20 protein-coding genes are annotated in these 17383 nt (G+C 71.0%); 5 read left to right on the forward strand and 15 right to left on the reverse strand.

Annotated elements, in window-relative coordinates; genetic code table 11:
- Positions 1-850 (reverse strand): AIR synthase related protein (locus tag PKD06_RS13940; protein WP_324381087.1); only part of this gene is annotated, 850 nt, incomplete at its 3' end.
- Positions 851-1020: 170 nt separating this feature from the next.
- On the opposite strand from PKD06_RS13940, the gene PKD06_RS13945 reads away from it, so the two are divergent.
- On the forward strand, positions 1021-2295 hold the full coding sequence (locus PKD06_RS13945) for a pilus assembly protein (protein WP_324381051.1): 1275 nt from the start codon (positions 1021-1023) through the stop codon (positions 2293-2295).
- 63 nt (positions 2296-2358) lie between these two features.
- Here PKD06_RS13945 and PKD06_RS13950 read toward each other — a convergent pair whose 3' ends face one another.
- The 8 genes from PKD06_RS13950 to PKD06_RS13985 all read right to left on the reverse strand — a co-directional run bounded on the left by PKD06_RS13950 (position 2359) and on the right by PKD06_RS13985 (position 9993).
- The gene (locus tag PKD06_RS13950) at positions 2359-3132 is read right to left on the reverse strand and encodes an aldolase/citrate lyase family protein (protein WP_324381053.1); all 774 of its coding nucleotides are present in this window, start codon (positions 3130-3132) and stop codon (positions 2359-2361) included.
- Positions 3133-3211: 79 nt separating this feature from the next.
- A complete protein-coding gene (locus PKD06_RS13955) occupies positions 3212-4282 on the reverse strand; it encodes a glycosyltransferase (RefSeq protein WP_324381054.1) in 1071 nt (356 codons plus the stop codon).
- On the reverse strand, positions 4279-5367 hold the full coding sequence (locus PKD06_RS13960; protein ID WP_324381056.1) for a glycosyltransferase: 1089 nt from the start codon (positions 5365-5367) through the stop codon (positions 4279-4281). The genes PKD06_RS13955 and PKD06_RS13960 overlap by 4 nt, the downstream gene beginning before the upstream one ends.
- Positions 5368-5379: 12 nt before the next feature.
- On the reverse strand, positions 5380-6492 hold the full coding sequence (locus PKD06_RS13965; RefSeq protein WP_324381058.1) for a glycosyltransferase: 1113 nt from the start codon (positions 6490-6492) through the stop codon (positions 5380-5382).
- A 128-nt stretch (positions 6493-6620) separates the two neighbouring features.
- A complete protein-coding gene (locus PKD06_RS13970) occupies positions 6621-7616 on the reverse strand; it encodes an adenosine kinase (protein ID WP_324381060.1) in 996 nt (331 codons plus the stop codon).
- 78 nt (positions 7617-7694) lie between these two features.
- Positions 7695-8006: a Smr/MutS family protein gene (locus PKD06_RS13975; protein ID WP_324381062.1), complete on the reverse strand. Its 312-nt coding sequence runs from the start codon at positions 8004-8006 to the stop codon at positions 7695-7697.
- 227 nt (positions 8007-8233) lie between these two features.
- Complete coding sequence (locus tag PKD06_RS13980) at positions 8234-9250, reverse strand: MltA domain-containing protein (RefSeq protein ID WP_324381064.1); 1017 nt, start codon at positions 9248-9250, stop codon at positions 8234-8236.
- Positions 9251-9273: 23 nt separating this feature from the next.
- Complete coding sequence (locus PKD06_RS13985) at positions 9274-9993, reverse strand: Tim44/TimA family putative adaptor protein (protein WP_324381066.1); 720 nt, start codon at positions 9991-9993, stop codon at positions 9274-9276.
- Between the two features lie 266 nt (positions 9994-10259).
- Between PKD06_RS13985 and secB the strand changes: the two genes are divergently transcribed.
- Positions 10260-10760, forward strand: coding sequence for a protein-export chaperone SecB (secB, locus tag PKD06_RS13990; protein ID WP_324381068.1), 501 nt, complete (start codon positions 10260-10262; stop codon positions 10758-10760).
- A 21-nt stretch (positions 10761-10781) separates the two neighbouring features.
- Here secB and dnaQ read toward each other — a convergent pair whose 3' ends face one another.
- From dnaQ to PKD06_RS14015, 5 genes are read right to left on the reverse strand one after another with little or no spacing between them, the layout of a single operon-like run.
- On the reverse strand, positions 10782-11489 hold the full coding sequence (dnaQ, locus tag PKD06_RS13995) for a DNA polymerase III subunit epsilon (protein WP_324381089.1): 708 nt from the start codon (positions 11487-11489) through the stop codon (positions 10782-10784).
- Positions 11490-11507: 18 nt separating this feature from the next.
- Positions 11508-12128, reverse strand: coding sequence for a dephospho-CoA kinase (gene coaE / locus PKD06_RS14000; protein WP_324381071.1), 621 nt, complete (start codon positions 12126-12128; stop codon positions 11508-11510).
- A complete protein-coding gene (locus PKD06_RS14005; RefSeq protein ID WP_324381073.1) occupies positions 12125-12982 on the reverse strand; it encodes a shikimate dehydrogenase in 858 nt (285 codons plus the stop codon). Before PKD06_RS14005 ends, coaE begins: the two co-directional genes overlap by 4 nt.
- Positions 12979-13590 carry a nucleoside triphosphate pyrophosphatase gene (locus tag PKD06_RS14010; RefSeq protein ID WP_324381075.1) on the reverse strand — a complete coding sequence of 204 codons (612 nt, stop codon included), beginning with the start codon at positions 13588-13590 and terminating at the stop codon, positions 12979-12981. Before PKD06_RS14010 ends, PKD06_RS14005 begins: the two co-directional genes overlap by 4 nt.
- Positions 13590-14420, reverse strand: coding sequence for a pyruvate, water dikinase regulatory protein (locus tag PKD06_RS14015; RefSeq protein WP_324381077.1), 831 nt, complete (start codon positions 14418-14420; stop codon positions 13590-13592). Before PKD06_RS14015 ends, PKD06_RS14010 begins: the two co-directional genes overlap by 1 nt.
- A gap of 369 nt (positions 14421-14789) precedes the next feature.
- Between PKD06_RS14015 and hemE the strand changes: the two genes are divergently transcribed.
- Positions 14790-15845: a uroporphyrinogen decarboxylase gene (gene hemE, locus PKD06_RS14020; RefSeq protein ID WP_324381079.1), complete on the forward strand. Its 1056-nt coding sequence runs from the start codon at positions 14790-14792 to the stop codon at positions 15843-15845.
- A gap of 9 nt (positions 15846-15854) precedes the next feature.
- Complete coding sequence (hemJ, locus tag PKD06_RS14025) at positions 15855-16280, forward strand: protoporphyrinogen oxidase HemJ (RefSeq protein WP_324381081.1); 426 nt, start codon at positions 15855-15857, stop codon at positions 16278-16280.
- Positions 16281-16287: 7 nt separating this feature from the next.
- On the opposite strand, the gene PKD06_RS14030 is transcribed toward hemJ, so the two are convergent.
- On the reverse strand, positions 16288-16875 hold the full coding sequence (locus tag PKD06_RS14030; protein WP_324381083.1) for a hypothetical protein: 588 nt from the start codon (positions 16873-16875) through the stop codon (positions 16288-16290).
- A gap of 206 nt (positions 16876-17081) precedes the next feature.
- Here PKD06_RS14030 and PKD06_RS14035 point away from each other — a divergent pair.
- Positions 17082-17383: hypothetical protein (locus PKD06_RS14035; protein WP_324381085.1), on the forward strand; the 302-nt coding region annotated here is incomplete at its 3' end.

Consider the following 17383-nt stretch of genomic DNA (forward strand, 5'->3'; position numbering starts at 1 on the left):
TGGCGCCCATCTCGACCGCCGAGCAGGTCAGACCGGCCGCGCCCATGTCCTGGATGGCGATGACCGAGCCCGATTCCATCAGCTCGAGGCAGGCTTCCAGCAGCAGCTTCTCCGCGAAGGGGTCGCCGACCTGCACGGTCGGGCGCTTCTCCTCGCTCTCGTCGTCGAAGGCAGCGGAGGCCATGGTGGCGCCGTGGATGCCGTCGCGGCCGGTCTTCGAGCCGAGATAGACGATCGGATTCCCGATTCCCGTCGCCTTGGCGTAGAAGATCTTGTCGGCCCGGGCGAGGCCGACCGCCATGGCGTTGACGAGGATGTTGCCGTCATAGCGCGTGTGGAAGCCGACCGCGCCGCCGACCGTCGGCACGCCGAAGGAATTGCCGTAGCCGCCGATCCCCGCGACCACGCCGGCCACGAGGTGGCGCGTCCTCGGATGGTCGGGGGAGCCGAAGCGGAGCGCGTTCAGCGCCGCGATCGGCCGCGCGCCCATGGTGAAGACGTCGCGCAGGATGCCGCCCACCCCCGTCGCCGCGCCCTGGTAGGGCTCGATGAAGGAGGGATGGTTGTGCGATTCCATCTTGAAGACGCAGGCCAGCCCGTCCCCGATATCGATGACGCCGGCATTCTCGCCCGGCCCCTGGATCACCCAGGGAGCGGCGGTCGGCAGCGTCTTCAGGTGCAGCCGCGAGGATTTGTAGGAGCAGTGCTCGTTCCACATCGCCGAGACGATGCCCAGCTCCACCAGCGTCGGCTCGCGGCCGATCAGGTCGGTGAAGCGCTTGTATTCCTCTGCGGTCAGCCCGTGCTGACGCACCAGTTCCGGGCTGATCAGGCCGTCGCTCGCCACAATGGTTCCCCGAGGGTCAGGACAAGGGCCGGGCCTTAAAGCGTAAGCTTTTATGAAGCAACGCATGAGGAGGGCAACGCATCCGAAACCATTGGCGGATGACGCTTCCGCCTCTGGCACGAGGCTCGCCCTCGCATCCCTGCGAGCGAACCAGACGGGCGAAGGAGGCCGAAATGGGACTGTGCGGGCGTTTCAAAACGGATCAGAACGGGGCGACGGCGATCCTTTTCGCCTTCACGCTCATTCCCATCCTGGGCCTGGTGGGGGCGGCGATCGATTATTCCCGCGCCTCGATGGCGCAGAGCAAGATGCAGGCTGCGATCGACCTCGCCGCGCTCAGCATCGTCAAGCTGCCCCTCAACGCCTCGCAGGCCACCATCGACCAGATCGCCAAGGATTCGCTGGAATCGACCTTCGGCTTCGCCATGAGCACGCGCTCGGCCTCCGGCGTCACGCTGGAGGGTTTCTCTGCCAGCCGCAGCGGCAAGATCATCAGCGTGACCGCCAACGGGATCTCCGAGAGCACCTTCATGGGGATTCTCGGCATTCCCTCGACGCAGATCGGCGCGCAATCCCAGGCGGTCTGGACCGCGAAGAAGATCGAGCTGGCCCTGGTCCTCGACAATACCGGCTCGATGGGAGATTCGATCGGCGGCGGGCGCCGCAAGATCGACGCGCTCAAGGAATCCGCGAACCAACTGCTCTCCGACCTGCGCGGCGCCGCGAAGGAGGCCGATACCGTGAAGGTGTCGATCGTGCCCTTCGACACCGAGGTGCGGCTCGATCCGGCGACCTATCGCGCGAAGCCCTGGTTCGACTGGACGCGGACCAAGACCGACAAGACGAAATGGACCGGCTACGTCTTCGACCGCTACAACAGCTATGCGACCTCGGACGCCGCCCCCTCCGCCGCCATCGCGGATTCGCTCTTCCCCGCGCCGCAGGAGACCACGTCCTCCATGGCCGGCTCGCTCCAGACGATCCGGCCGCTCACCACGCTCTATGACGAGACGAACTACAACTCCCTGAAGGCCGTCGTGTCGGGCATGCAGCCGCGGGGCTATACCGACATCGCGCTCGGCGCGATCTGGGGCCTCGCCACCCTCAGCCCCACCGATCCCTTCTCCGAAGCGCAGCCCGCCTCCAACACGGAGGTGAAGAAATACATGGTCATCCTCACCGACGGGGACAACACCATGAACCACGTCAACGGGGCGAAGAGCCAATCCACCGCGCAGATCGACACCAAGACGCTCGCCTCCTGCTCCGCCGCCAAGGATTTCGGCGTCGAGGTCTTCACGATCCGGCTCGTCGACGGCAATGCGGACCTGTTGAGGAAGTGCGCTTCCTCGAGCACCAACTATTTCGACGTCCAGAATGCAGGCCAGCTCGGGCAGGCGTTCAAGTCGATCGTCGACGCGATCAGCGGCACCCGCATCTCCAGTTGAGATGTTCGAAGCTCCCGCTGTCATCCCCTCCGGGAAGGGGATGACAAGGGGCGATCCGGGGCCTCAGCCGGCCGCCTTGCGCATGGCCGCCGCACCGGCCTTCAGGAAGGCGGCGTCGGTGCCGATGGCGACGAAGCGGTAGCCGCGGCGGACGTTGTCGGCGGCGCGCTCGCCGCTCCCCGTATAGGAGCCGGCGATCTTGCCCGCGGCCTTCGCCCGGGCGGCGGCGTGGTCGAGCGCCTCGTCGACCTCCCGGCAGAGCGGATCGAGCACCCTGCCCCCCGAGAGGCCGACCGACAGGTCGGCAGGCCCGACGAAGATGCCGTCGATTCCCTCCACCGCCAGGATGTCGTCGACCGCATCCAGCGCCTCGCGGGTTTCGATCATCGCGAAAGCGAGGCAGAAATCGTTGGCCGTACGGAAATAATCCGCCGCCGACAGGCCGGTGAGCGGCATCGCCCCGGACGGGCCCCAGCTGCGCCCGCCCAGCGGGGGAAATTTCGTGAACTCGACGAAGCGGCGGGCATCGGCGACGCTGTTGATCATCGGCGCGATGATGCCCGCGGCCCCCGCATCGAGGAAGCGTGAGGCGGTCTGGAACTCGCCCACGGGAATGCGGACCACGCAAGGCACGCCCGCCGCCGCGACGAGCGGGATCGCCTGGAGGGCGGTCGTGAAGTCCATGGCGCTGTGCTGGAGATCGAGCACGACGCAGCCATAGCCCTCCTCGCGCGCCAGCAGGGCGGCCACCATCGGGCTCGGAATGCCGCACCAATGGGCATAGATCGCTTTTCCGGCCCGCAACTCGGCCGCCAGCCGATGCACCGAAGACGACATCGAATTCCTCCCTCCGGCACTCGGGCCGGCCCCCTGTTCCGACGCGATCGCGGGGGGAAGTCAAGCGGGCAGATGCTGCCTATGCTACGCCCGGCCGCGGGCGGGCCTCGATCCGCTTCGCGACGGCCTCGATCTCGGCGGCGAGGCGCTCCATCGCGCGGGGCTCCGCAAGGGCCGAGAGCGGCCGGGGATCGAGCGCCAGGGTCCGCTCCACGAGAGTCGGCCAGTCGGAGGCCGCGGGCCAGCCCTCATGCACGATGGCGGCGCCGAGGCGGGCCAGGGCCGCGGCCTTCCTGACCTGCTCCTCGTGCGCGCGCGGCTCGGGAAGGCACAGGAACGGCGCGCCGGCGGAGGCGGCCGCGGCCACGACGCCGTCCCCCGCCGCCCCGACCACGAGCCCGGCTCCGGCAAGGCGCGCCGCCACATCCTCGACCCAGCCGTGCAGGACGAGATTCGGGGGCAGGGCGCAGGAGCCGTCCTGCGCGTCCGGCACGGTTCCGAGGACCTGCCAGGTCCGGCCGGGCACCGCCCGCGCCGCCGCCGCGAGTTCGGCGAGGCGGATTCCCACACCCCCGCGCCCGAGCACCACGACCACGTCGCGCCCGCGCGGACCGCCCGCTGGCGCCGGCTCGGCGAGAAGCCCGGCATAGAAGGTCTTGGCCCGCACCCATTCGGGCATCTCGGGGTCTTCCAGCACCTCGGGAAACGAGGCGATCACCTCCTCGGCTGCCCGGTAGGCTTCGAGATGGGGGGGGTCGTCGCGCAATCCCGACAGGCGGAAGACGAGGGTCGGCACCGACAGGAGCCGCGCGAGGATCGTCACCTCGACCGAGACGTCGACGACGAGAAGGACCGGATCGGCCTCCTCGGCCCAGCGCGCGATCCGCGCCATGCGGTGGCGGATGCCGGGATGGCCGAGGGGGGCGTAATGCAGGCCCTGCGGCCGGTCGCCGCCGCCGTCCCATCCGTCGAAGGAAACCGACATGCGGTCGTCGGGCAGGTCGAGGACCGGGCCCGGCGCCCCCCCGGTCTCGAAACCCGCGAGAGTGCCGATCAGCGTGCAGGGCCGGGGCAGCAGCGCGGCGATCCGCCGGGCACGCTCCCAATGGCCCGCGCCCTGATGATGCACGTAATAGCCGATCGGCCTCATCGGACGGCGTCCCGCAGGCTTTCGAGAAGCGGCGGAAAGAGCGCCAGCGCCTCGGCGACCGGCAGCTCGGGCTGGGTCGCGGGGAGGGGGGGCAGGAGGCGGCCCGCCCTCTCCACGAAGGCGATGTCGTTGGGGCAGCCCGCGATGTCGAGCGTGCCGAGGGCGGCTTCGTCGAGCCCGAGGCGGCGCGCCAGATCCGCGGCCGGGCCGGGACCGGCCCGCCAGGCGCGGCGCAAGGCGGCGCGGCGCTCGACCAGGGCCTGCCAGAAGGCGGGGGTGGGCAGGCGATAGGCGTCCTCGCCGCGCGCCACGGCCCGGCGGCGCGCCATGTCCTTGGCCATGCCGCCCGCCGCGCGTCCGATCACGCGGTCCGAGACCCGCACGAAGACGGCCGGATCGTGCCGCAGCCGTCCCCCCGCCTCCACCACCCGCGCGACGAGGGCGTTGTCCTCGCCGAGCGGGAGGGCCGGAAGGCCGCCCACGGCGCGATAGGTGTCGGCGCGGAGCGCGAGGCTCGCCCCCGTATGGTCGCCATGGCGCGGCGGCGGATCGTGGGGCGGGGGATCGAGGCAATCCTCGATCCCCCGCACCGCCCGCCAATAATCCGCGATCTGCGCATGAAGGCGGCTTGTTTCGGGATCGGACTCTCCCTCCTCGTCGATGACGAGCGCGCCGCCGACCACCTCCGCCTCGCGCAGGGCGGCGAGATTGGCCTCGACCCAATGCGGGGCGAGGCGCGCATCGGCATCCGTCGTCAGGAGGGCGCCTGCCGGCATGCCCTCCGCTTCCAGCCAGTCGGCGCCGGCATCGAGCGCCATCCGGCGCGCCGTGCCGACATGGGCGGATTCGGGCGGGAAGGTCGTCTCGATCACGCGCAGGGCGAGCGTGCCGGCCGAGCCGGCCTGCCGGGCGACGGCCGCGGTGTCGTCGGTGCAGCCATTGGCCACCACGACGACGCCGAGCTTCGCCCGGGGCCCGAAGCCGGACTGGGCGGCGAGTGATTCGAGAAGGCCGGGCAGCCGCTCGGCCTCGTTGCGCGCAGGCACGCAGACGACGGCCCCCTCCGGGGACCTGAGGCGGGTCATGGGTGCGTCCGGCTACTGGCCGAGGGCGTCGAGAACGAGTTCGCGGGGCGCCTCGCGGCGCCGGCCGATTCCGCCGACCAGCGAGCGATAGACGGCCTCGTAGCGATCGATCATCGTCTCGGCATCCACCGTGGCCTCGGCCCGCGCGCGGCAGGCCGCCCGGTCGAGCATCATCGCCTCGCGGAGCGCGCGGGCGAGATCCTCCACGTCGTCGGGCACGGCGAGGCGCCCCGCCTCGGGGCCGAGAATGTCGGAGAGGGCGCCGCGGCGGAAGCCCGCGACGGGGGTTCCGCAGGCGATGGCCTCGGCGACGACGAGCCCGAAAGGCTCCTCCCAGCGCGGAGTGACGAGCACGGCCCGGGCGCGGCCGATCGCGCGGGCGAGATCGGGCTGGGCGAGATGGCCGAGATCGATCGTGTCGGGGCCGAGGCGCGGGGCGATCTCCTCGCTCCAGTAGCGGCCGGGCTTGCGGGGGCCGGCGAATTCGAGCTTCACCCCTGCCCGCCGCGCCGCGTCGATGGCGAGGTGCAAGCCCTTCTCGGGCACGATCCGGCCGCTCCAGAAGGCATGGCCGTCCGGGCCGGGCGTGGGGCTGAAGGGGAAGCTGGACAGCTCGATGCCGTTGCCGACGACGATCGGGTCCGGCACGATGTCGCGCCATTCCGCCGCGAGGGTCCGGGAGACCGACAGCACGGTCATGTCGCCCGCCGCGTCGCGGACCCCGTCCTCGAACGGCTCGAAGGGCGGGGTGTGCAGCACCGTGACCATGGGAAGGCCCATCTCGGCGCGCCGGTAGAGGGGCAGGCTGTGCAGGCAGTTGTTGTGCACCACGTCGAAGTCGCCGCCCGCGATGGCCTCGACGATCACGGCATAGGCCGCCTCCTCGGCGGCGTCGATCGCGGCATCCCCCACGGGATCGCCGGTCGCCTCCCCGGTCGGCGGGCAGACCGCGACCGGACCGAGGGCCGGATCGGAGCCGGCGGACGCGAACAGGGTCACCTCGTGCCCCCGCTGGATGAGCAGGCGCGTCATGAGATGCGTGTGCTTCTCGAGCCCGCCCAGATAGGGCTGGCGGATCGGGTATTTGAGATGGGAGATGACGGCGATCTTCAAGGGAGCACCCAAGGGTTGTCGCCCGACGAGGCCCCGGCTTCGCCGGAAGGAGGGAAGCCGAAGGGCGCCGTCGCGCATGGCGGCGGTTACAGCACGCCGCGGATGAACAACAGCCGACTATCCGCGCGGGATTTTTGCTCTCACCCCGCGAGGCCCTCCCGCCGGGCGAGGGCCATGAGATCCTGCTGGGGCCGCGCCCCGATATGCGTGATGACCTCGGCCGCGGCGAGGCCGCCGAGCCGGGCGCAGCTCCGCCCGTCGAAGCCGCGGGCGAGGCCGGCCAGGAAGCCCGCGGCGAAGAGGTCGCCCGCGCCGGTCGTGTCGACCACGCGCTCGACGGGGAAGGCGGGCACGGCCTCCGTGCCCTCGCGGGAGACGACGAGCGCCCCCTCGGCGGAGCGCGTGACGACGCCGAGCGCCCTCTCCTCGCGGAGCCCCGCGAGCGCCTCCTCGAGGCTGGCCGCCTGATAGAGGCTGATCAGCTCGTGGGCATTGGCGAAAAGGATGTCGAGGCTGCCGTCGCGCAGCAGCGTGCGGAACTCGTCGCGGTAGCGGTCGACGCAGAAGGGATCGGACAAGGTCAGCGCGACCTTGTTGCCGGCGCCGTGCGCCGCCGCGACGGCCCGGCGGATCGCCTCCTTGGCCGCCGGCGCATCCCACAGATAGCCCTCGACATAGACGATCGATGCCGAGGCGGCCGCGTCCTCGGCGACGTCGGAGGGGCAGAGGCCCGTGCAGGCGCCGAGATAGGTGTTCATGGTGCGCTCGCCGTCCGGCGTCACGAGCACGAAGGAGCGCGCGGTCGCCGGCCCCTCGGCCGCGGCCGGCGTGTCGAAGGCGACCCCCACCGCCTTGAGGTCGTGGGCGAAGAGCCGGCCCAGCTCGTCGTCGCGGACCTTGCCCACGAAGCCGGTCCGGGCGCCGAGCATCGCCGCCCCGACCGCCGTGTTCGCCGCCGAGCCGCCCGAGACCACAGTGGCCGGGCCGGTGAGGCCGTAGAGAGCTTCCGCCCGCGCCTCGTCGATCAGCGCCATCGTGCCCTTGGCGAGGCGCTGGTCCCGCAGGAAGCCCTCGTCCGTCTGGGACAGGATGTCCACGATGGCGTTGCCGAGCGCGAGGATGTCGAGGGTGGGCATGTCGCCTCTGTTCTGAAGGATCATTTCGGGAAAGCCGCCCGCTCTGGCACCGCGCCGTCCGCCTGGTCAAGCCGCGGATCACGCCTCGCGTCGGCGCCGCAGCCTGACATAGAGGGCGCCGGCGCCGCCCTGCCTCGTTCCCGCCTCCTGGAAGCCCAGCACCACCTGGCGCAGGCCGGGCAGGCCGAGCCAATGGGGCACCATGCGCCGGAGCACGCCCCGGCCCTCGCCTCCGCCCCGGCCGGTGATGACGAGGACCAGCCCGAGGCCCGCTCCGTGCGAGCGGCGGATGAAGCCGAGCAGCCGCTCGTGAGCCTCGGCCTGGGTGAGGCCGTGCAGGTCGAGCGTTCCCTCCGCCCGGGCCCGGCCCCGCGCCAGGGCACGCGTCATCCGCCGCTCGAGCGGCGCGAGGGGAGGGAGGGACGGCTCGCGGATCGGAGCGGGCGGGGGAGGCGGGGCTGGACCCCCCGGGACGGACCTCGCCCGCGATCCGGCGGCCGCAGAGGCTTCCGGCAAGGGGGCCGGGGCCCGCCCCCCCGGCAGCGGCACGATCGAGCGGGAGATTTCGGCCCAGAGCCAGCTCTCCTCGGGCGACAGGATGCGGCGGGACCGGCGGCTCATCGGCGCGCCCTCTTCGCCTGCGGCTTCTCCCGCAGCACGACCCAGCGGACGGGATGGCGCACGAGGCTCGCCGTCGCCCCGGCGCGCTCGCCCGAGCCGAAGAAGAGATCCCCCCGCGCCGGCCCGACGATCGCGGTGCCCGTATCCTGCGCGACGGCGAGACGGCGCAGCGGGGCCGTCCCGCCTTCCGGCTGCGGCAGCTCGCCCTCGAGCCAGACGAGCGTCCCGTAGGGCCGGGCGCGGCGGTCCACCGCAAGGCTGCGGCCGGCCGTCAGCGGCACCCCGGCGCCCCCCACGGGGCCCAGGGCCGCTTCCGTCCCCACGCGCTTGAAGAAGATGTAGGAGTGGTTGGCCCGCATGATCTCCGGGGCCTTGCCGGGATGCGCCTTGAGCCAGGCCCAGAGCCGGTCCGCCGTCACCTCGGAGGGAGGCAGCCCCTCGCGCTCCGCGAGGACCTTGCCGATCGCCGTGTAGGGATGGCCGTTCTTGCCGTCGAAGCCGACGCGCAGCACCCGCCCGTCCCCCAGCCGGATGCGGGCCGAGCCCTGGACATGGACCATGAAGGCGTCGACGGGATCGAGATAGACGGGGGGGCCGGCCGGCGCCCGGCGCGCGCCCGCCTCGATGGCCTCCCGGTCGGGCAGGCCGGCGAGGCTGGCCGGGCGCGTGAGAAGGGGCGTCGGATGGGCCGCGTCCGGCGTCAGGGAGCCCGGCACCTCGGGCTCGAAATAGCCGGTCAGGAAGCCCTGCTGCTCCTGCGCGGGCTCAAACCAGCTTTCGAAGAAGAGGCGCGGCGCGGCGCCTCCCGCGTCCCGCGCCGCCCGGGCCGCCGCGCAGAGGGCCCGTCCGCCCCGGCAGGTCCGCAGGAAGGCCGCGAGGGCGGCGGCATGATCGTCCCCGGCCCAGCCGGGGAGATCGGCGAAGGAAGGAGCCTTCTCAGCCGCCCCGGCGGCCGGGGCGCAGGCCAGCCAGCCGAGGAGCGCCAGGACGGCGCCGGACACCGCGCGACGCACGGGCCATCATCCGCCGCGAGGCCCTATTGGCCCGATTCGGTGGCGACGAGCAGCCAGTTGGGATCGCGCGCGCCGAGCGTGCGGGCGAAGGTCCACACGTCGGTCATGTCCACGATGGCCTCGGGATCTCCATCCACCACCGCCCCGGCGGCATCGCGCGTCGCCGTGATGAGCTTGGAGACGAAGCGCACCGTCACCTGTCCCTGCCGGCTGCGGACCTCGGCTCCGACGATCTCGGCCTTGTCGATCGAGACGAAGGTGGTCTCCACCTTCTCCTTGCGGGTCTCCCGGTCCTTGATGGCGCGCTCGAACCCCTCGAGGACCTCCTTGGCGAGGAGGGTCTTCAGGGTGGCCACGTCGCCCTGGGCGAAGGCCGTCACGATCATCTCGTAGGCGGATTTCGCGCCCTCGGCGAAGACCTTGGGATCGAAGGTCGGCTCGGCGCGCACGATCTCGTCGAGACCCTTGGCCAGGGGCGAATCGGGCGGGGCGATGCCGGCCCAGCGGTCGGGAGCGGGGGTCGGAGCCGCCGAGGCGGGCCGGTCGGCATTGCCGGTCGGCAGGCGCACGACGTTGTCCCCCGGCGCGGCCGGCGGCTGCGGGCGCTCGCGCCGGGCGAACGTGTCCACGGGAGGCTGCTCGTGGCCGGTCTTCTGGCCGAGCACCGAGCGCAGACGCCAGATCACGAAGACGGCGAGCGCCAGGAAAACGACCGTGGTGACGTCGAACTGATCTGCAAACATCGAGCGAACTTGTCCTCGAAACCGCCGGTCGCTTGTCGCCACGGCGCCTCACGTGCCGCGCTTACATGGGGACGGACAGGCGTAACATCCACAGGCCCGCGCCACAAGCAAAGGCGGGCGCAACCTTGTGAGGCCGACCAAAGCATGATAGCGCCAGCGCTCGCCGGCCAGGGGTCGCGCGGCATGTGGGCGCAGGCGCGACGTGGGCGCAGGCGCGATGCAAGCCTGTGGCGCGGGACCGGCCCTTTCCCGACAGGAGCCGACACATGGCCGACACACCGGCAGGCAATGGCGCATATCCCGAGCAGGCGGCCGAAGGCCCGCTGCTGAGCGCGCTCGCCCAATATGCCAAGGACATCTCGTTCGAGAACCCGAACGCCCCGCGCTCGCTTCAGCCGCAGAGCGAGGGACCGCAGATCTCGATCCAGGTCAACGTCAACGCCAAGCAGCTGGCCGAGACCGACTTCGAGGTCGATCTCGCGCTCGAGGGCAATGCCAAGGTCGGCGAGGAGGTGCTGTTCGCCTTCGACCTCACCTATTCGGGCGTCTTCCGCCTCCAGAACATCCCGGCCGACCAGATCCACCCGGCGGTGATGATCGAATGCCCGCGGCTGCTCTTCCCCTTCGCCCGCCAGATCGTGGCCGAGGCGGTGCGCAACGGCGGCTTCCCGCCTCTCTATATCGACCCGATCGACTTCCGGGTCCTCTACCTGCAGAAGGCCCGCGAGGCGCAGGCGGCGGAAGCCCAGGCCCCGGCGACCAACTGAGGCGCGCGCCGGATCTCGCCCCTACGAGCGAGGCCCGGCGTCGAGATACCGGCGCCAGATCGCCTTCTCTCCGAGCGTCTCCACGAAGGCCGCATGGGCCTCGCGCTCGCCCGGCGCGAGGCGGGAGCGCACGATGCGCCCGGCCCGCGCCGCCTGGGATACGCCCCCGCCAGCCTCCCGCGCAGGACGGCGCGCGACGGCGAGGCCGAGGCTCGTCTGGCGCCCGCCGATCAGCTCGATATAGACCTCGGCCAGAAGCTCCGAATCGAGCAGCGCCCCGTGCTTGACGCGGCGCGCAGTGTCGATGCCGTAGCGAGCACAGAGCGCATCGAGGCTGTTCGAGGCGCCCGGATGCTTCCGCCGGGCCAAGGCGAGGGTGTCGATGATGCGGTCCGGCCGGACGAGCGCGTGCCCGGTCCGCGCGAATTCGGCATTGACGAAGCCGAGATCGAACATCGCATTGTGCGCGACGAGCTTCGCATCGCCGATGAAGGCGTAGAACTCGTCCGCGACCGCCGCAAAGACCGGCTTGCCAGCCAGGAACTCTCCCGACAGGCCGTGAACCGCGAAGGCTTCCGCCGGCATGTCCCGCTCGGGATTGAGATAGGCGTGGAAATTCCGCCCGGTCGGGATGTGGTTGAGAAGCTCGATCCCGCCGATCTCGACGATCCTGTCGCCCGCGGCGGGATCGATTCCCGTCGTCTCGGTGTCGAAGACGATCTCGCGCAGCACGGGAAGCCTCGGGAGTTAAGGACGCCCGCGCCCCGCGAGGCGGCGGCCCGGACGCCCGGCCAGGGCCCGCACGATAGCCGAAACGTCGTGCGCGGCGCGAGCGAATCCGCGTCCGCTATCCACCAGGAAATGGGCGCGCGCGCGCTTCTCGCGGTCCGGCATCTGCTTGGCGAGGAGGGCGGCGAAGATCTCCGGCGTCATGCCCGGCCGGGCGAGGACCCGCGCCTCCTGGATCGCAGACGGCGCCGAGACGACGGCAACCGCATCGACCCGCCCCCTCTCCCCCGCCTCGAAGAGAAGCGGGATGTCGAGCAGGACCAGCCGGTCGCCCCGCGCGAGGGCATTCCGCAGGAAGACGTGCTCCTCCTCCCGCACAATAGGATGGACGATCGCCTCCAGGATCTCCAGGGCCACGGGATCGTCCAGGACCCGCTCGCGCAGGAGCGGCCGGTCGACGATGCCGTCGCGCGTGGTGCCCGGAAAGGCCGCCTCGACCAGCGGCACGGCACGGCCGCGATAGAGGGAATGGACGGCGGCATCGGCATCCCAGACGGGCACGCCCGCATCCCTGAACATCTGCGCCGTCGCGCTCTTGCCCATGCCGATGGAGCCGGTGAGGCCGAGGACGAAGGTCACGGGGCCGCGCCGATATCGGCCTCCACCACCGCACGCAGGGCGGCGTCGACGACGGGCCTGCGGCCGAACCACGATTCGAAGCCGGGCACGGCCTGATGCAGCAGCATCCCCAGCCCCCCGACGCGGCGCAGGCCCCGGGACCGCGCGGCCGCGAGCAGCGGCGTCTCGGCCGGCACATAGACGATGTCGGCCACGATCGCATCGGCGGGAAGCGGCGCGAGGGCGATGTCGAGGGCGGGCTGTCCCTTCATGCCGAGCGTCGTGGTGTTGACGAGGAGGCCCGTTCCGGCAAGGGCGCCGGCCAGATCGTCCATCCCCGCCGCCTCGATCCGGTCCGGCGCGAAGACGCGGAGGCCTTGCGCCTTCTCCAAGGTCCGGTTCGCCACCACGATGCGGGGAATGCCGCGGTCGAGAAGTGCGCCGACGATGGCGCGGGCCGCGCCCCCCGCCCCCACCACGAGCGCCTGCCCCACCTCCCAGCCCGGCCCGACCGCCTCGTCGATGCTGGCCGCGAAGCCGGCTCCATCCGTGTTGTGGCCCCGCAACCGTCCGTCCGGCAGAAGACTCAGCGTGTTGACGGCGCCAAGACGCCGGGCGGTCGGGGTCAAGTCCTGGCTGCTCTCCGCAAGATAAGTGAAGACGGCTTCCTTGTGCGGCACCGTCACGTTGCCGCCGACGAAGCCTCCCGCCGGAAATCCCGCCAGGAAGCCGGCGAGCGCGGCAGGCGGGACGTCGATGCGCTCGTAGCTGCCCGCAAGGCCGAGGGTGCGCAGCCAATGGCCGTGGATCAGCGGCGAGCGGGAATGGGCGATCGGATGGCCGATCACGAAAGCCTTCGGCGGGTGGCCGGTCACAATTCGAGGACTCCGAGGCGGCGCAGGGCGGCGAGCAGGGGCAGGAGCGGCAGGCCGAGAATCGTCGTGTGCTCGCCCTCGATCTCCTGGAAGAGATGGATGCCGAGACTCTCGATCTCGTAGGCGCCGACGCTCCGGGTCGCCGCCGGCCCGACGAGATCGACGTAGCGGGCGATGGCGTGCTCGTCGAGCGGGCGCATGGCCAGGCGGGCGCTCTCGCAGAATTCCTCCTCGACCAGCCCGGAGCGCGCGATCGCGACCCCGACATGGAGGCTGTGCGAGCGGCCCTGGAGCCAAGCGAGGTGGCGGCGCGCCGCCGCCTCGTCCTCGGGCCTGTTCATGATCTCGCCCTCGCAGACCAGGACCTGGTCGGCGCCGATCACGAAGCGGTCCGGGTGGCGGGCGGAGACCGAGAGCGCCTTCGCCTCGGCCAGGGCGCGCACCAGCGCCCGCGGCTCCGTCAGCCCGAGACTCGCCTGGAGCGCGCGCTCGTCGACACCCGGATCCTCCGGTTCCACGGGCAAGCCCGCCCCCGCGAGAAGGCGCCTGCGGGTGGCGCTGGTCGAGGCGAGAAGAACCGGGCGCTCGCTCCGCCAGGGGCCGTCCATCAGACGGCGATGAAGTTCATGGCATGCTCCCGGTGCAGGTCCAGGATCGCGGCCGCCGTCTCCTCGATCGAGCGGCGGGTGACGTCGATGACGGGCCAGTTCCGGCGCGCGAAGAGCTTGCGCGAGCGGGCGACCTCCTCGGCCACCGCGCTCCTGTCCACATAGGCCGTGTCGTCATCGGCGTTGAGGGAGAGCAGGCGGTTCTGGCGGATCTGCACGATCCGCTCGGGCGAGGCGACGAGCCCGACCACCAGCGCCCGCTTCACCTCGTCCAGGGCGGAGGGCGGCGGCTGGCCCGGCACGAGCGGGATATTGGCCGTCTTCAAGCCGCGATTGGCGAGATAGATCGAGGTCGGAGTCTTCGAGGTGCGGCTGACGCCGAGCAGCACCACGTCCGCGTCGTCCAGGTTGTCGGGCAACTGGCCGTCGTCATGCATCAGCGTGAAGTTCATCGCGTCGATGCGCTTGAAATATTCGGCGTTCAGCATGTGCTGCGCGCCGGGCCGCGCCGTGGAGGCGGTCCCGATATAGGATTCGAGAAGCGCGTGGACGGGAGCCAGCACGGAGAGATGCGGGCAGCCCAGCTCCCGGCATTTCTCCTCGAGGGCGCCTGCGAGATCGCGCTCGACGAGCGTGTAGAGGACGATGCCGGGCGCGGCGTCGATCTCCGACAGCACGCGGTCGAGCTGGCGGGCCGAGCGCACGAGCGGATAGACGTGCTCGATCGCCGAGACGCCCTCATATTGCGCCGCGACCGCGCGCGCGACCGCGATCAGCGTCTCCCCGGTCGAATCCGAGACGAGATGAAGGTGGAAGTAGCTGCGCCCCAAGGCTTCCTCCCCGCCCCGATTCCGGGCCGGGGCGCCGGGGATCGGGAGTCGATGGATGTGGATAACGAAGGGTTGCGGGCCGGTCCAGGGACCGGGCCTGTGGGCGGGCGCCCGATTCCGTCAACAGGCCGTCCTCCGGGAGGGCTGCGGACCGGAATCGGTGACAAGCTGGCGGGGGGACCCGGCGACGGCGCGGCGGCCATTGGTTAATGAATTGTAAAGGCACGGATTTCCGGTAACGATCCGTTAACCGTCCCGCCCCCGCCGGCAGGCGTCGGAATGTGGATGTCCTGTGGACGGGATTGCGCCCACGCTGGCCACGGCCCAAGAGCAGAAAAAGAGATTCAAAAACAGAATCTTGAAAGATGGATGGGGGCAGGGCGGGTGACATTGCCGGACACGGAGAGGAGCGTCTTGCGGGTGCTCGGCGGCGAGACCGTCTGGCCGCCTCCCGCCTGGGTGATGCGGCAGGCGGGCCGCTACCTTCCCGAATATCTGGCGACGCGGGCGCAGGCGGGCTCCTTCAAGGCGCTCTGCTACGATCCGGCGCTCGCGACCGAGGTGACGCTCCAGCCGATCCGCCGCTTCGGCTTCGATGCGGCGATCCTCTTCTCCGACATCCTCGTCGTGCCCGATGCGCTGGGCGCGGATTTCGAGCTGGACGCGGGCGAGGGCCCGCGCCTCACGCCCACCGCGACCGGCGCGGATCTCGCCCGGCTCGCTCCCGAACTGCCGCTGGACCGGCTCGCGCCCGTCCTCGACGCGGTCGGGCGCATCCGTGCCGCGCTCCCCTCCGAAACGACGCTCCTCGGCTTCTGCGGCGCGCCCTGGACGGTCGCCGCCTATATGGTGGCCGGACGCGGCACGCCCGACCAGGGTCCCGCCCTCGCGGCGGCCCGCTCTGACCCTTCCTTCATGGCCGCCCTGGTCGATCTCCTCGTGCAGTCCTCGGTGGAATATCTCGCGGCCCAGCTCGAAGCCGGGGCCGATGCGGTGCAGATATTCGAGAGCCATGGCGGCGTCCTGCCCGAGGATCTCGTCGAGCCGCTGTCGCTCGCGCCGATCGCGCGCATCGTCGCAGGCGTGCGGGAGCGCCGTCCTGGGGCTCCCGTCATCGTTTTCCCCCGCGGGCGGGCGGACCGCCTGCGGGACTACGCCGCGACCGGCGCCTCCTGCCTCGGCATCGACCAGGGGACCAATCTCGCCGCCGCCCGCGTGGCGATGCCGTCCGGCCTCGCTTCGCAGGGCAATCTCGATCCGGCTGCGCTGGTGCTCGGCGGCGATGCCCTCGACCGGGCGGTCGACGCCGTGCTGGCCGCGGCGAAAGGCCATCCGCATATCTTCAATCTCGGCCACGGCATCACCAAGGAGACGCCTCCCGCGCATGTCGCGCGCATGCTGGCCAGGGTCCGAGACGCGGCTTAGAAGGCTACCATGCTCTACGAGTGGCTGAAAGCCTTCCACATCGTGGCGGTCATCGCCTGGATGGCCGGCATGCTCTATCTGCCGCGGCTCTTCGTCTACCATGCCGAAGTGCCCGTGGGCTCGGCCCGCTCCGAGATGCTGAAGGTGATGGAGCGGCGCCTCCTCAAGGCGATCATCAACCCGGCCATGGTCGTCGTCTGGGTCCTCGGGCCGATCCTCGCCTGGATGAGCGGCTTCTATGCCTCGCCCTGGCTCTGGCTCAAATTCGCGCTCGCCCTCGGCCTCTCGGCGGTGCATGGGATTTTCGTCCGGGGCGTGCGCGCCTTCGCGCAGGACAGAAACCTCCATTCCTCCCGCTATTGGCGCGTCCTCAACGAGGTGCCGACCGCGCTCATGATCGGCATCGTGCTTCTGGTCGTGCTGAAGCCGTTCTGAAGAGTCCTCAGATGCCCTCGTCGATGAGGCTCGCCACCGAGCGTCCCAGCCGGGAGGCAGCCGACTTGGCATAGTCGGCACCGCCGGCGGCGATCTCCACCGCCGCCGATCCGAGGGTCAGCGTCCTGTCGAGAATCCCGGCGGTCGAGGGTGCCGGGGCGAGCCGCGCCTCGACCCTGACCGGACCCGGGCCAGCCGCCTGCCTTGTCTCGGGGCCTCTGCGCGCGACGACCGGGCGATGGGCCGGAACGGCCTTCTTCGCGAATGTCGGCTCGTGTTTCGGATCGGCGCCTTTCGCGATACTCCGGCCGTGATCCTGAGCTGCCGGGGGAAGAGCAGATTCGGCCAGGGCAAGGGGAAGCGTCGGCACGGGCGCGGTGTGAGGCGGCGCTTCCGCCGTGATCTCGATCCGGCGGATCTCGGGACGAGTCTCGGCCGGGATCGCCGGCGGGGCTGCCTCGGCGGGGGCCTTGGCGGGGCCGGAGCCGGGCCAGGCGAAGAGCGCCAGGGCGAAGCCCGTGAACAGAATCGCCGCCGCGGGGACTTCCATATGGCCGCGCAAGCGCTCGATGCGGGATGCGAATGTGAACCCCATGCCGGTCTCCTTCTCCTGGACGGCCTCCTGATCACGTCGCTTCGCGCCGAATTTATGGCGTGGGAATAATTCCCACTAAATTTTCGAACCCGCCGTTCCGGCTCATTCCAAGCCTCGGGGAGGCTGAACGCAGGCTGTCCGATCCGCTCTTGCCTCGTTCAGCATCCGGAGTGAAACTGAGCCGGCTGCTTGAGGAGTGAAATCCCATGAAACGAACCGTTCCGACCGTTCTCGGCGGGGCCGCCCTCCTGATCGGATCGGCCTTCGGCGCGCAGGCCATGCCTCTGGCGCCGGAGCCGGGCGCCCCCCGTCTGGTCGGCAAGGTCTCAGGCGGCTGCGGTCCCGGCTATTTCCGCGACGGATGGGGCTATTGCCGGCCGAAGGGCGGCTATTATGCGCCCCGTCCCCACTACTATTACTACCGCACACGGCCGTATGGGGGCTATGGCGGTCACGGGGGCTATGGCGGTCGCGGCGGCTATGGCGGCCAAGGTGGCTACGGCGGAAA

This window comes from Enterovirga sp. (assembly GCF_035325185.1).
GTDB lineage: Bacteria > Pseudomonadota > Alphaproteobacteria > Rhizobiales > Beijerinckiaceae > Enterovirga.

Coding starts and splice junctions, on each gene's coding strand:
- PKD06_RS13985 (WP_324381066.1), bottom strand. CDS start 9,993: ATGTTTGCAGATCAGTTCGACGTCACCACGGTCGTTTTCCTGGCGCTC.
- hemE (WP_324381079.1), top strand. CDS start 14,790: ATGGGGGCAGGGCGGGTGACATTGCCGGACACGGAGAGGAGCGTCTTG.
- PKD06_RS13975 (WP_324381062.1), bottom strand. CDS start 8,006: ATGACGCGTGCCCTGGCGCGGGGCCGGGCCCGGGCGGAGGGAACGCTC.
- PKD06_RS13970 (WP_324381060.1), bottom strand. CDS start 7,616: ATGCCCACCCTCGACATCCTCGCGCTCGGCAACGCCATCGTGGACATC.
- secB (WP_324381068.1), top strand. CDS start 10,260: ATGGCCGACACACCGGCAGGCAATGGCGCATATCCCGAGCAGGCGGCC.
- hemJ (WP_324381081.1), top strand. CDS start 15,855: ATGCTCTACGAGTGGCTGAAAGCCTTCCACATCGTGGCGGTCATCGCC.
- PKD06_RS14010 (WP_324381075.1), bottom strand. CDS start 13,590: ATGGACGGCCCCTGGCGGAGCGAGCGCCCGGTTCTTCTCGCCTCGACC.
- PKD06_RS13945 (WP_324381051.1), top strand. CDS start 1,021: ATGGGACTGTGCGGGCGTTTCAAAACGGATCAGAACGGGGCGACGGCG.
- PKD06_RS14030 (WP_324381083.1), bottom strand. CDS start 16,875: ATGGGGTTCACATTCGCATCCCGCATCGAGCGCTTGCGCGGCCATATG.
- PKD06_RS13960 (WP_324381056.1), bottom strand. CDS start 5,367: ATGACCCGCCTCAGGTCCCCGGAGGGGGCCGTCGTCTGCGTGCCTGCG.
- PKD06_RS13955 (WP_324381054.1), bottom strand. CDS start 4,282: ATGAGGCCGATCGGCTATTACGTGCATCATCAGGGCGCGGGCCATTGG.
- PKD06_RS13950 (WP_324381053.1), bottom strand. CDS start 3,132: ATGTCGTCTTCGGTGCATCGGCTGGCGGCCGAGTTGCGGGCCGGAAAA.